Raw genomic sequence first — 13,150 nt, 5'->3', positions numbered from 1 at the left:
CAAAATACCCTAGAATCTTATTATACTTTAGGAAGTTCATTTAACTTACACATATTCCTAAATTGCCAATAACTAGGCTCTAAATAATAAGAATAAGGAGTATAATAAAAGATAATTAAGCCTATACTTCCAAGAAAGACTAAAAACTTTGAAACGCTTTTTGTAGATTTAAAGATGATTTTATAAATAAATTTTAATATAAGATAAGAAAGAATAGTAGAAATTATAATAAGAAGTAATATATATGTCATGGGTTATCTCCTTAGATTCTCTATTTTATTAAAATTAAGATGTAATTTTGTGGTTTGATAAAGATTAGCTCGCTAGCATCCAAACATAGAAGACAAAAATTGCTCATTAAGATAAATGATTTCATGTATGAATAAATAGTATTATAATTTAGAAAGTAGTTTTGTAATTAAAACCAAGAAAACAAAATATATTTTTAAGATACAATCCCAACTATAATTACGCATTTTAGTCAGGATTATTTAAGATAAATTATAATTAAGCTTTACCTTCTCTCCAATCATCACTTCCGCTAGTTCCAGCAGCAGTATGTTCCCAAACTACTTTTCTATAACTCATTGAAACTTTTAAAAGCTCGGTTTTATCATGATTACTTGACTCTTGTGCATTTGGCATTATTAATTCGATATTTGTAATAATTGCATCTTCCAATTTTGTAGTAAAAAAATGTTCAGATCCGCCACTTGCTGCAGTTCTAAACCAATGAACTTCGACTGTTGGAAGTCTTTCTCCTTTGGTAAGTGCATTATATAACAAAGGCACGGACTTATTCAATGAGCAAGTAAAAGAAAAGGGCTTATGAACTCTTTGTCCAGAAGGTTGCCCACTTTGCTGATCAACGGGTACAGTTACGATATGAGATACCTCTTGCGCCATGATTTCATCTTCATGACCTGATTTATATCTATTGCCAATACTCGCTTCAGTAGATGCACCACTTGAAATCAAACCTTGTGTGGAACCTTCAATTCTTATAAACGCTGGTTCAGCCATAAAAAGAACCTCCTTTAATTTTTTTTAACATTCAAAATTGTATCATTTTAATCTTAATCTATATAAATTTTTGTAAAATATTTGTATATTGATATTAATATTTATTTGTTTTTACTTTAAATAAGGAATAACGATGTTTAAAAAAATATTTGATTTTATAAAATCAAGATTATTTATAACTGCTTTTTTACTTTGTTGTATTTTTCTTTTTAGTGTTTTATTTTGGTTTTGGGGTCCTTTAATAGCTTTTAACGACATATATATTTTTAGTAGTTCATTTTTAAGATTTAGTATTATTTTGATAATTTGGCTTATTGTTTTTTTATTTTTTTTATTAAAGCCTATTATAAATTTTATATCTTCTTTAAAAAGTGAAAAAAGATTAAAATTTAAAGACCTAAAAAAAGAAGCTGATGAGTTTATTTACAAATCTAAAAGAAACTTCTTTTTATCTCTTAAAGATGCCAAAGAAACATGGAAGAATGATTTAAAAACAAAAAATTTACCCTTAATTATCATCATAGGAAATGAAGGGGCTGGAAAAAGCACTTTTATCAATTATTCTAACATCGAATATCCACTTAGCGATAGTTTAGAGTCTTATAAAAAATTCCATAAGTCTACTAGAAATTTTGCACTTTATGTATCAAAAAAAGGTGCTTTGTTAGATACAGAAGGAAACTACTTCTCGCAAGAAGAATTTTTTAAACCTGCAAGTAGCGACGAAATACCCGAAGATGATATAGATAAAAATAGAGATTTTTTAATTAAAAAAAATATATGGAAAAAATTCCTTACTTTTCTCAATAAAAATTTTTTTCATAGCAAACTAAATGGAATTATTTTAGTTGTTGACACTATAATTTTCTTAAATAATCCTAAGGAGTATTCCAAAAATCTTATTAGATATCTAACAAAAAGAGTAAATGAATGTGAAAAAACTTTGAATTTAAAGTTGCCCATCTATATAGTTTTTTCAAAACTTGACTTGATGGAAGGCATGAAAGAGTATTTTGATATTTTCGATAAAAAAATTTCAGATAAAATTTTAGGATTATCTTTTGATAAAATCTTAAGTGAAGAATTTTTAAATAATGAATTTAAAGAATTAAGTGATTCATTATTATGCTCTTTAATGAGTAAAAACTCCCATATTTATAATATAGAAAATAAAAATAAAAGCTACTTATTTTTAAAACAACTTGATAATTTATTTGCATTAGCAAAGACTTTTATTTTGGAAGTACAAGAAGAAAATAAGCTTAAAAATAATTCTTATCTTAGAGGAGTTTATTTTGTTAGCGCCTATCAAGAAAATATTCCTAGAAATTTCTTACTCGATGCCATATGTGAGAAATATAACTGCAAAAAAGTATTATCAAAATCCAATATTATACATAATAAACAAAGCTATTTTGTTAAATCACTGCTCGAAGATTTAATTTTTACAGATTATTCTTTAAGCGCTATGAAATCTTATTCTAAAAAATTATCTTTTTTAATTATAATTTTAATCATAAGCTTTGGAACATATGCTATATCTTCTTATTTTATAAGTAAAAACAATAAAGAATTCGAAAAAAGCCAAAATACCTTAAGATCTTTACAATTGCTTCTTAAAGATCAAGATTATCAAAATTTAAATATTAAACAAAAAGCTGACTTCTTAATTGAATTGAGAAATATTTTAAATACTTATCCTGAACTTTGGCAAGATAATAATATATTTCAATATTTAAATCTAAATCTCTCATACAAAGGATTTAAAGAAGCTAAACAACTTTATTATAAACTGAATGAAGATGTGTTAAAAAATACTTTATTAAAAGAAATGGAATATACTTTACTTACCGATACAAATAAAGAAAATTTAATCAAAACATTATATATGTATAGATCTTTGTTTGAACAAAAATATTTTAATAAAGAAATACTAAAAATTTGGATTAACGAGAATTGGAATACTTTAAGTAAGTATTCAATCTCTAAAGATGACTTTCTAGAAGGGGTGGATGAGCTTAAACAATTTAATCTTAAATCTTTTACAGAAGATGAAAACAGTATACATACAGGAAAAAGAAAACTTGAGAGTATAAGTAGAACTCAAAGAATTTACATTCTTCTTAATTTTTTAAATAGCGATAAACCTAAAGAAAAATATCTTATAAAAGAGGATTTAGGTTTTGCTGCAAATAGTGTATTTTCAAATAATTCTCAAATAACTTCTATAGATAAAATATATACAAAAGTTGGTATGATGGACTTTTTAAATGATTTAAATCAACAAGTTGACACCGCAATCAATATTGAATCTTGGATGCTAGATAACAATTTTAAAGAAAATAAAAACACTTTGACTATGGGTATTTTAAAATTATACTTAAGTGAATACCAAAATGCTTGGCAAAATCTACTCGCTTCATTGCAACCTGTTAGGTATAATACCAAAGAGGCAATGCTTAATGAGCTTAATATCTTATCAAAAAAAGAAAACCCTTTATATTCTTTGTTAAAAATTGTTAGTTCTAATACAAATTTAAATGATGCAGTTTTACTAACTCAAGCCTACAATTTAGGATTAAATGCTGGGGAAATTAGATCAAATTTTATTGGGGTAAGCAATGCTTTCACACAATATCATAAGCTAGTAAACAAAAATACACTTTTGAGTGTTGGTAATATAGAAGTGGGCAAAGGCACTGATGATGAAAAAATATTAGATATTCTTAATACAAGTATTACAAATATGTCCAATAAAATTATAGATTTTAGTTCTAATAATAACCAAAGCGCTGAAGAAAAAATTTCATATGCTCTTGGAGGCAATAAAGATGCCAATGATCCTTTTGCTGTATTTCAAATGAACATAAAAAAATTACCTAATGATTTAGAGAGATATTATAGTCAGCTTTCTAATTATTCGTGGAATTTTATAGAAAATCATGGTATTTCTTTATTTAATACCGCTTGGATTAATGAAGTGTATAATCCATTTGTTAATGATATTGCACCATATTATCCTTTTAATGATGAGAGTGTAGCAGATCTTAGTATGGATAGTTTTAAAACATTTTTTGGAAGAAATGGGACATTAAATAGTTTTTATAAAAAATACTTGAACAATGTTTTGGTAAAAAGAAAAAATAACTATTCTGTCAATTCTCAATTTGCTTCAAAATTAAATTTCTCTAAAGAATTTTTAGATTTTATCACCAATGCAGGCAATCTCTCTAGTCTCATACTAAATGGTAATGATAATATAAAAGTTAATTTTACTATTCAAAGCCTTGATTTAAGTGCGGATTTTTCCTTTATAAAGCTTGGCTATGATAATAAAAATATCCAATACGATCATACTCTTAATCAAACCCTACAAATTGTAGCAGAAAAATTCAATAATGGAACAAGTTTAAATTTTACAGCCTATAACTACTCTAATCCTAATTTAAATTATACAAAATCATATAAAGGAGAATGGGCATGGTATAAGTTTATAAAAGATAATAAAAGTAATTCTATATACAGCATTATATTTAACAATAATAAAAACTTATATTTTGACTTTGAAATTATTAACGGTGCTAGTGAATTAAATAATATAGTTTATATTTTAAACAATCTTAAAATAGTAGAAAATATTACAGGGGTAAATAAACAATGATAGAAAAAGAAGAGATAGGAATTGCTATTGAGAATTATGACGAATGTATTAGTGGTTCTAAAACATTTGTATTTAACACAAAGGGTGGAACTATAGGAAGCGGTGATGATTGCACTTTTCGTATTCAAGATAAACTAGAACAAATCAAAAATACCCATGCCATAGTATCTTATGAAGAAGGATCTTTTACAATTGCGGCTTTTGAAGATTCTGACATTTATTATAATAAGTCCTTTTCTAGAATGCCAAGTGGCTATGAAATAATAATCAGCATAGGCGATATTTTTAAAATCGGTAATTTAGAATTTAGATTTGTGGATGCAAAAAGCATTGAAGCAAGCATTAAAGAAAATAAAAAATACTTAGAAGATATTGAAAAACGCAATCATTTTGATGAAATTGAAATTAAACCTAGAGGAAAAACAAGTATAAATTTTGACAAAAACAAAGAGTTAAAAGAGATTTTAGAAAATAATGATTATAAATTTATCGAAGAAGAAAAGGCAGATGATAGCTTTTTAAAAGAAATAATTCAAAAAAATCCAAATTCATTAGAATATGAAAATGTTTTAAAAAGTTTGGTAAAAAATTTAAAAGATATTAAAACAAAACAACAAAGCTCTAAATTAAATAAAGATTATTCTTCTATTAGTATCAAAGATTTTGAAAGTATTATTAATAATATACCCTTAATCAAATCCACAAGATTGATCAATATTTTAGCCCTTAGCCTAATCGCAAAAGAATTATATACTCCAATATTTGAAGAAATGGAAGAAAATATGTTTATTAAATATATTGAAGCTGCCATACAAAACAATATCAAAGAAGATAAGATTCTTTTTGAAAATCTTACCATCAAAGCATTGGAAAAGTATATTAAAGATTTTGAGTGATTTTCACTCTTTGATATTATGCTCTTTAGCATAAGCTCTTATCTTAGCTCGAAGTTCTTGCGGAAAATTATATCTATAAATAGCAGGAATTCTTGGATCAAGGAGTCTATCAAGCTTATGTCTTTTATAAATAATTTCTAGTCTTTCAGGGCTATAGTATCTTGGAGCATTAGGATAGCCTTGAGGAGGAGTAAGGGCTGCTAATTTGGCGCTTAATACTAGGGTATCTCTATCTAAAGCAGCTTGTTGTTCACTCCACTCATTTGGAGTATCTACATCAAATCTAGTTGCCATTCCATTTTTATATCCATCCATATAATGATCAAATTCTTTCCTGCTTTCAGAAGTAGAATCCACATCTCTTGGATCTTTTAATTTACCTTTTTCAATATCATCATATAAAGCCCAAATGATCCTGCCTTCTTCATCAAGAGCAAATTTATATCGATTTAAATCAATCACCCAATCTACTCCCATAATCTCATCTATAAAAGGAAGCATGCCAAATTCATCAGGCTGTATAGTTTTAGCTAAATCTTTTACTAATTTAGCCCTTAAAGGATTTTTATGTATCCCTACCATACCTATACCTATTTCTAAAAGATTATCAGCATAATTATAAATTCCTCTTTTTATACCTAATTCTTCATATCCTCCACCTGTGAGTTGAATATATAAAATAAAACATTGTATCATTCTGGCATTAAAGCCATGATTTTTAGAACGCACAAAATATTCAGGTTTTCCTAGTATTCCTGCTGCTATACCCCATTCTTGTCTAAAAAGAGAAGATTTTAAGGTTTCTTTATTATTGTTAACTTCATCATAAATATAGGCGTATTCTTCATTGATTAAATATCCTTTTTCATCTACATTAGCATAAGCATCATAGGGTATATCTATAACAGTGCTTCTTATACCACTTCTTATAATTAGATATTTATATCTTTCTCTTTTAGTTTTTAAAGATTTATAATAAGCTTTTTCTGCTTTAGTCCAAGGAGCTATGCTTCCTTTGATAGGATCTTTTAAATATATACTTTGCCAATCTTTAAATTCAACTAGAGTGGATTTTTGTCCTGTATAAAAGTTAGGATCTAGGTATTGGGGTTTATAGTCTTTGTAGGGGGAGTTTCGTTTAATGTTGTGTGCTTCAAACAAAGCTTTGGAATATTCTTCGGTATAGTTGCCTGTGGGCTTAACATTTTCTTTAAAGAGTATTTTATTGGTATCTTTTTCCACATCTAATGCTAATCCATTGGGTGTATAAATCTTATAAGTATCGCTCATTATTTATCCTTTCTTAATTTATCCCATATATAAACCATCTTCTATGATTATAGTAGTAGCTAATCTGCCTATGAAATTAGGCGGTAATTTTTGGGATTGTTTGTTTTTAGTTGCACTTTCTATATCCTCCTCGTTTCCTTCTTCATTGTCTTTGTTTTTCAAGCTTTCTTTATTTCCATTTATCCCCATATACATAGCTTTAAGATTGTTTTGTCCTATGATATTGAGTTTTTCTAATAATCTTCTAGCCTTATTTTTATCTTCTATATATCTTCCTGTTTTATCTTTACTTGTATTGTAAATTCCATTAGCAAAATCTTGTAAAATTTGTAAAGCTTCATTGTAAGCATGAATGGCTGTTAAATTGATTTCATCATTAACTTCTTTATAATACTTTTCTAATGCAGTATTTTTTAGGATATAAATTTCAGATTTAATGAGTTCTATACTATTTAAACTTTGATTAAAAAAAGTATAATCATCTCTTTCTTGTATAGTTTCATTTTCATCTTTTGTTATCCTTAAAGCGGATCTTTTCTCATCAATAATCAAATAAGATAAAAGTCTTTTTAAAAGAAATTCTTTATTTTCTTCAAGCTTTTGATCTATTTCATAATGAAAGGAAAAATGAGTGTCAAAAACTCCTGTGAAAAGATCTATGCCATAAAAAATTTTCTTTAAATCAAAGCTAATGAATTTCGAATTGATTGCAAAAGGATAAGTTACAAAATGATCTCTTATAACCGCTAAAGGAGAATCATCTTTAAAGGTGTAAAGCTGATAAACAATGCTTTCATATTGTTCTTGTAGGGCTTTAAAATTTGTTGGAAAGAGATAATTTAAAAAAATACCCACAAATTCTCCAGTCACAATAGAAGCAAGGTCAAGTTTATTTAGCTTAGCATAAGTATAAATAGTATATTTTTGAGTTTGTATATCTATGCTATGCATAAGAGCAATTTTAGATATATTGCTTTCTTGATTAGAGTATATAAATAATTGTTTCATATATTTATCACTCCAATAAATCTTAATTTGTTTTTCATTAAAGTATTCTTTTATCTTTGTGATAAATAGATTTAAACCGGATGTATTTTTTTGTATTATTAAATTGGATTTTATCTCTTGTGCTAAAATCATTTGGATTTTAGTATGAATTAATTCTTTTTCTATTTGTTGCAAGCGTGCTTTTATTATTAAATTAGATTTTATGTGTATATGATATATACTATTCTTTTTTGGAGGTGCAAAAATACCAAGCTGTTCTTTAAAAAATTCTTTAAATCCTTCTTTGTTTATTTTAATACAAGCTTGAATAACATATTCTATTGTTTTTAAAAAATTAAAATCCCACAACATTTGAGCTGTAAAGCTGATAAAAGGACTAGCACTTAATAAAATTTTTAACATCGCATAAGTAAATATTTCAGTTGTTTTTTGTTCTTTTGCCTTATTTAAATATTCTTTTCCATACATCTGTTCCAAAAGCTTTGATAAATCTGATATTTGTTTCTCTATATCCATCCATGCAACAAAAGCTCGTTGCGTTTCTTCGTCTAAATTCATAAATTCTTTAATGTATTTTTGTTCATCTAAATGATACATTTGCTTTAATTTGATTATTTTTTTATCTAATGTATTTGTTGTATCTAAATCTTTTGATAATTCATTAAAAAAATCATCTATAGTTATCGAATTATCATTTTCCACAAAAGAATAATCTTTTTTGTCAAGTATTTTTAATAATTGCGATACAACTTCATATGCTGTAATATTTGTTGGCTCATTATTTACATATATTGGACATTCATCTGTCCATAAAACATAAGTTTCCTCTAAGTATTTTATATATACAAAATTACTGCCTCCATATTTTTTCAAATCCAAATCGATATTTGGAAAAATAAGCTTAGCTTGATACAAGACAAATGAAATAAATAAACATTCCATTAAAGAATAGTTCCCAAATGAAGATTTATCCGATTTTTCAAAAAACTCTTTTTTCAAAAAAGTTAAATATTGATGAGCTATCTTCTTTTCTTTTTCTATGATGGATTCTTTGGCTTCGTTTTGTTTAAAGAATTTTTTGATATAAAAATAAGGAAGCCATTTTTTATCATTTATTTTTTTATTGTAGTCAATATAAGCTAAAATGTTTATTCGTTCGCAATGTCGTAAATTTTCCGTCTTTTTTACTATTTCTATCATTGGCTCATTTTCTGATATTGCTAATTTTTCTTTAGCTGTTTTTGCGAATTCTGGTAGCTTCTGCGGTGTAGCAACAAAATTTGTTAAATATTTATAAACCTTTTGCATATCTTCATAAGCTTTTTTACTATTCTCATAAGCTTCTTTGGATATTTTCACAAAAGGGCTTAATTGTAAAATATAAGGTTCATTTTCATCTTGTGGCATTTCTATGCTATATTCGCTATAATCTCTTGTGCTGTCATAAGTTTTTTTTGAAGTATCAATATTTTTTTTAATTCTTCTGTATTTATCTTGTATATTATAGTTGGCGATTTCTTGAGTTAAACTTTCACTAAGTCCTGCATTGTATTTATTGGGGATATTTGAAATAATCAAATAATTTTTACTCATTTTAGTTGTATTTAAATCTATTTGTGCATTTTGATTTTTTTGTGCGAAAAATTCAGCTAGTTTACTTGAGTTAAAATTTGGACTTTCTATATAGGAAAAATAAATAAATTGTTTAATATCTTCTTGCAAATTCTTTAAAATAGCATTGTTTTTTAAATACAAATTAGATAATTTTTGCGTTGAAATGAAAGCGAGTAAATTGCTCGATTTTGAATCATTGGGTGTATTTTTATATCCCTTGTCTTTTTGTTCTGGGTTTAAAAAGATTTCACTAAAAATATTTTCAATGCTTTTTATTTCTTCGCTTAAAGTGATTTTATAAGCCAAATTCGAAGCGATATTGCTTTCATCACTTCCAAGATATAATCCAAAACCACTTAAATCAATAATTTCTTTTTTATTAATAATTAAAACACAAGATAACAAGCGAGAATTAATATAATGAATAAACATAGCACATCTAGTGGCTAAAAATGCGGCTAAAGGCGTTAAAAGTGTGCCATAATCTCTTTGAGCAAATTCATAATACTCGCTTGCAGAACCCATTAAAGAAAATAAACCAGCAGCCAAAATAGCTAATCCTGTCCCACCTGTAAGAACAGCTACCACTGTGGCTATTGCAACACCCGCTATAGCACTTAGTATGATTTTAATTTTTTCATATTCTTTTTCTTCGGCAAGTTTTTTAATGTGTTCTAACAACTCATTGATAAATTTTTCATAAGTATTTTTTAAAGTGGGACTTATGCTATTTTTGAAAAAATCCGATTCTATGACATTTCCAATCTTTTCTAAAACTTTTTTCTTAAAATCATCAAATTTATCACTGCTTATATCATCAGGATCAATGTTTTCGATTAACTCGTCTAAGGTTGTTATATCTTCAGAATCTTTAGCTAGTTCTTTTAAAGTATTGATAAATTCGATACAAAGATTATTTTTATCTGTATGATAAAAAAGATTAAAATCTTTACCTTGTTTCTTGTCTTGAATTTCTTCTTCTAAGTCTTCTAAATAAACTTTAGTGCAAATTTCACTGCTTGATAAATCTTTTAAATTTACATTTTGTCCAGCATCAAGCTCATTAAGGGTATGGATATTTATTTCTATATTATTGTGATTATCACAAGTTTGTTTTAAAATTTCTAGTATTTCCATAGTCAATATTTGATTTTTAGATAGCATTTTTCTTTGATGAAAATCAATATTTTTTAATATAGCGTGTAAAATAGAAAAATTAGGATAAACAAAATCAATCTGTTTAACTTCTTTATTGTTGATTGTTAAATTTTTAATAGTTTGAATTAACTCTGTTTTAGAACTTATAAACATAAAAGATTCCTTATATAAAGCATTATTATATCATTTTTTATTTGCTAATATTTTTTGTCTCTCTATTAATCTCTCCTATCCACCTAAGCACATTGCCCTTATCATCAATCTCAACTTCTAAATCTTTGTATTTGTTGTAAAATTTAGGAGCTAAGATTTCATTAATTAGGATTTTTATAACTTTAAAAACTTCTTGTAATTCTTATTGCATCTTTTTAACTTTTTACATATTCTAGGTATTTGTTGTTGCTTGTTGCCTTTGTTGCGTCTATTTTTCACATAATTTCAGACGATATTCTTGTATAATCTGCTTGTTTTTAGAAATATATAAAAAATTATTAAAAATATTGTATTCATAAATACCATTTTTAAAAACATATCCTTTAAAATTCATATTTACATCACTAATAGACTTACCGTTTAGGACAATATATTTTCCATTATTTTTATTGACACCCACATATACAACTTTATCACAAGTTATATTACCCTCTGGACATAGATTTAAAATTTTTATCCAAAACTTTTCATTTTCATAGGTACATTGCTCTAGTGGAGTAAAATCCTCTTGCGCTAATAAATAAGTACTAAAAAATAAAAACAATAATATATTTTTAAAAATTACCATTTTTCATAACCTCCTTGAATGTAAAGCTTATATTCAGCATTTCTCCTATTAATTAGTCCTTGCATTACTTTATTTTGACTTTTGTTCTACGCCATCCAAGCTTCCTTTAATGTTTTGTAGCCTGTTTTCTCTCCATTGATGATTTTAACAACAGAAGAATTTTTAAAATTATCAATCCCTATATTAAAACATAATATAACCAAGGCATCAAATTCATTCTGTGCTAAGGAAGAGTTTATTGAATTTTTTACAGCATTTTCAAAGGGTAACAAATCGCTTTTAAACAATTTATCCGCTTCTTGTAAAGTAATACCATTTTTATACAAATCCCATTCATTTTGCCCTATAAGATGTCCATATCCAATAGTTGCACCTTTAACATATGAAGTAATTTCTTTTCCATTTTGATCATTATAAGGTTTGAGTCTTAGCTTCTCTATATTTTTTAAAAGATTTTGACCATCATTGCTTAGATGAGTGATTTTTTCTTGAGTATTGTTTTCACTAACCCCATTTACCACCACAAATTTACAAACATAAAGCTCTTGTTTTCTATCTTCATCTTCTAAGATTTCATCTAGTCCTTGTGCGATTTGAAGTTTTAAATTTTGCATTTTTGCAGGAGCTAAAAAACTAAAATGATATTCGTTTAATTCTTTATTATCTTCTAAAGCATTTTTGATGATTTTATCATACTCATGTAGCTGTGTAAAATACCCTACTCCTAAATCTTTATTTTCAAATTCCTTATAAGCACTTTTATAAACTTTAGCAATGTTTTTTGGGATAATAAAATAAAGTTTGATTAAATTAGTATCAAAGCTAAGATTTAATTCTTTAAATTCATAATCTTTACTAAAGTCTTGTTTGAATTGATTAAGAATATTTATATCCTCTATATCTTTTAAATCTTTTAAATCTATATTAAATTCATTTAAAGCCTTATCTTGTTCTTTTTTTTCATTATTGATTAAAAGATTATAGATAGGTAAATTATCTTTTTGAAATCTATCACTTTTATAATGAAGTCTTATTATAGGTTCTTTTAACTCTATTTGATTTTTACTTTGTTCTCCTAAGCCCTCTTTAGGATCAAAGCTGTGATCAAATTTAAACTTAGTAGGAGTAAAGCTTACTTTTAAAGCAAAGCCTTTATCTGTTTTACAAGCTGAGATGAGTTCTTGTAAGATTACATATTCATTATTGACTTTCTTTTGAGATAAGGATCCTTTTACATTAACAACTTTAGTACAAGGAACACTTACACCTGCTATAGTATTAGGACAAGCTACTATACTAGAGTTTAATAAATCACTTTCTAGCATTATAGGCACACCATCATCTTTAAAAGTTTTTCCTTTGTTTGATTTAAGTATGACTTTACCTCCATGGATACATTCTAGGTTTTGATTTTCTAAAAGAGCATGAAGTTTAGCTATAGCTTGTTTTTTATCTACTTGTGTGGTTTTTTGTTCTTTTAAAGTGTTTGAAATTAAGTCTTTATACTCTAAGCTTTGTTTGCTTAAACATTCTAATTTAATATTTAAAGAATTTTCTATAATAGAATAATTAAGCAAGCAAAGTTCATCATTTTTATAAAAGATACTAAGTCTTCCTAAACCACTGCTTTCATCTTTAGGAGAAAAATAATAACTGGGTGTATCTTGTTTTATAGTATTATCTTGATCTAATTCTCCAAAGTAAAAAGGATTATTAGGA

At 26.2% G+C, this 13,150-nt stretch carries 8 protein-coding genes; 2 read left to right on the top strand and 6 right to left on the bottom strand.

The window, feature by feature from the left end:
* Positions 1 to 20: 20 nt before the first annotated feature.
* Entirely contained in the window at positions 21 to 251 is a 231-nt protein-coding gene (locus AJ887_RS00045; protein ID WP_002881838.1) for a hypothetical protein, read from the bottom strand.
* Positions 252 to 507: 256 nt separating this feature from the next.
* Positions 508 to 1,023, bottom strand: coding sequence for an Hcp family type VI secretion system effector (locus AJ887_RS00040; RefSeq protein ID WP_044779685.1), 516 nt, complete (start codon positions 1,021 to 1,023; stop codon positions 508 to 510).
* Between the two features lie 133 nt (positions 1,024 to 1,156).
* On the opposite strand from AJ887_RS00040, the gene tssM reads away from it, so the two are divergent.
* Entirely contained in the window at positions 1,157 to 4,684 is a 3,528-nt protein-coding gene (gene tssM, locus AJ887_RS00035) for a type VI secretion system membrane subunit TssM (protein WP_070284626.1), read from the top strand.
* On the top strand, positions 4,681 to 5,580 hold the full coding sequence (locus tag AJ887_RS00030; RefSeq protein ID WP_002882780.1) for an FHA domain-containing protein: 900 nt from the start codon (positions 4,681 to 4,683) through the stop codon (positions 5,578 to 5,580). Before tssM ends, AJ887_RS00030 begins: the two co-directional genes overlap by 4 nt.
* 3 nt (positions 5,581 to 5,583) lie before the next feature.
* On the opposite strand, the gene AJ887_RS00025 is transcribed toward AJ887_RS00030, so the two are convergent.
* From AJ887_RS00025 to AJ887_RS10315, 4 genes are all read right to left on the bottom strand, one after another.
* Positions 5,584 to 6,870, bottom strand: a complete 1,287-nt coding sequence (locus AJ887_RS00025; protein WP_070284624.1) for a hypothetical protein — start codon at positions 6,868 to 6,870, stop codon at positions 5,584 to 5,586.
* 18 nt (positions 6,871 to 6,888) lie between these two features.
* Positions 6,889 to 10,803, bottom strand: coding sequence for a hypothetical protein (locus AJ887_RS00020; protein WP_070284623.1), 3,915 nt, complete (start codon positions 10,801 to 10,803; stop codon positions 6,889 to 6,891).
* 268 nt (positions 10,804 to 11,071) lie between these two features.
* The gene (locus AJ887_RS00015) at positions 11,072 to 11,431 is read right to left on the bottom strand and encodes a hypothetical protein (protein WP_002779560.1); all 360 of its coding nucleotides are present in this window, start codon (positions 11,429 to 11,431) and stop codon (positions 11,072 to 11,074) included.
* Positions 11,432 to 11,517: 86 nt separating this feature from the next.
* Positions 11,518 to 13,008 (bottom strand): lysozyme, encoded by a 1,491-nt coding sequence (locus AJ887_RS10315; RefSeq protein ID WP_070284628.1) that lies wholly within the window; start codon positions 13,006 to 13,008, stop codon positions 11,518 to 11,520.
* Positions 13,009 to 13,150: the final 142 nt, after the last annotated feature.

Origin of the sequence: Campylobacter sp. BCW_6466 (assembly GCF_001762835.1) — a bacterium.
Classification (GTDB): Bacteria; Campylobacterota; Campylobacteria; order Campylobacterales; family Campylobacteraceae; genus Campylobacter_D; species Campylobacter_D jejuni.
The sequence above is the reverse complement of the archived record's forward strand: the minus strand, read 5'-3'. Positions and strand labels throughout refer to the sequence as shown.